Raw genomic sequence first — 1566 nt, 5'->3', positions numbered from 1 at the left:
GCTCGAAGTGGCCCGCGACGGTTACACCGCGTGGGCAGTGCGGACTCTGACCGCCGCCGGTGAACGCGCCCAGTTCTACCGAATGGCGGCCGTCGCGCCCACGACCGCCGCGTCGGTGCTCGGCCCGACCGATGGCCCTGCCACCCGATCGGCCCGCGATCTGGTGCGCTGCGAACTGCTCGACCTCGCGAGGACACCATGATCAGCGTCATCATCCCCACCCTCAACCGGCCCGGTCCCTTGAACCGTGCTCTGCGCAGCCTCGCACGCCAGGAATTGACCGACTTCGAAGTCATCGTCGTCGACGACGGAGGCACGTCACCCGTGCGCCCGGTCACCGACAGCTGGCGCACGGCGCTGCCGATCCGCTTGATCGAGACAGACCACTGCGGCGTCTCGGCCGCCCGCAACACCGCGATGGCCGCAGCGAACGGCGAATACGTCGCCTTCCTTGACGATGACGACATCGTGTTCCCCCGACACCTGCGCGCCGCCCACACGGTGCTCGACCGCGGCACCGCTGACGTGGTCTATGGCGGCGCGCTCGTCAGCTCCCGATGGATCGAATCCATTCCCCGCAACGTCCGCTGGCTGCCACGCAAGGACTACGAGTTCGACAGCCGATTCCTGCTGTGCGCCAATTTCATTCACACAGGCTCGCTCGTGTGCCGCAACTTCACCGACACCGCCGCCCAGTTCACCGAGTCGATGACCCACTGCGAGGACTGGGACCTGTGGCTGGCCTTGCACACCAGCCTCGGCTACCGGTTCGCCTACCTCGGCGAAACCACCAGCGTCTATCACCAGGTGCCCCAGTGCGGCGGTGCGGTCTCGGCGGCCTACCTGTCGAGCCCGACGCCGTTCACCCTCGCCCGCCGCAACATGTTTCGCACGTGGCCGAGCACCGACCCGCAGATTGTCGACTACCGTGCCTGGTTCACCGAGTTCGACGCACGCCTGGACCGACTCATCGAAGACGGCCGACCGGCCCCGGCCCATATTTACGAGTCAGCGGTGCGCACGCTGCACCACCGCTTCGTCACCGGTCATCGTGCCGATCACGCCGTGCTGGATTCGCTTCTGCCCGAACACCACTCAGCCCACCGTCAACCAGCAAGGGTCAGGTAGCCGATGCGCACCGATGACACTGTCACCACGTCCTATGACCAGCACGCCGCCGCGTTCGCCCAGGAGGCAGCCCACAGCCCCTACAACGCGCACTACGACCGCCCCGCGGTCTTGGACCTGTTGGGCGAGCTCACCGACCGCGTCGTCCTCGACGCCGGGTGCGGCCCCGGCCTCTACGTCACCGACCTGCTCGCTCGCGGCGCCCACGTCATCGCCGTCGATGCCTCCGCGAACATGATCGACCTCGCCCGCCGACACGTCGCCGGGCAGATCACCCTGCGCCAGCACGACCTCACCGATCCCCTGTATTGGCTGTCCAACAACACTGTCGACATCGTCCTACTCGCCCTGGTCATCCACTACATCGACGACCGGATCGCGCTGCTGCGCGAGCTGCACCGCGTCTTGCGTCCCGGCGGGTACCTGATCGTGTCCACC

General features: G+C 67.2%; 3 protein-coding genes. All 3 read left to right on the top strand.

Features of this window, described 5'->3' with window-relative positions; genetic code table 11:
* On the top strand, nucleotides 1-202 hold a 202-nt coding region (locus tag NS1_RS41130), incomplete at its 5' end, for a hypothetical protein (protein WP_169812896.1).
* Nucleotides 199-1128, top strand: a complete 930-nt coding sequence (locus NS1_RS38440) for a glycosyltransferase family 2 protein (protein ID WP_062992658.1) — start codon at nucleotides 199-201, stop codon at nucleotides 1126-1128. The genes NS1_RS41130 and NS1_RS38440, both read left to right, overlap by 4 nt.
* Before the next feature lie 3 nt (nucleotides 1129-1131).
* Nucleotides 1132-1566 (top strand): class I SAM-dependent methyltransferase (locus NS1_RS38435; protein ID WP_157125636.1); only part of this gene is annotated, 435 nt, incomplete at its 3' end.

Origin of the sequence: Nocardia salmonicida NBRC 13393, assembly GCF_001613085.1 — a bacterium.
GTDB classification, from domain to species: Bacteria; Actinomycetota; Actinomycetes; order Mycobacteriales; family Mycobacteriaceae; genus Nocardia; species Nocardia salmonicida.
This window is presented reverse-complemented; position numbering and strand designations above follow the sequence as displayed.

Coding starts and splice junctions, on each gene's coding strand:
- NS1_RS38440 (WP_062992658.1), top strand. CDS start 199: ATGATCAGCGTCATCATCCCCACCCTCAACCGGCCCGGTCCCTTGAAC.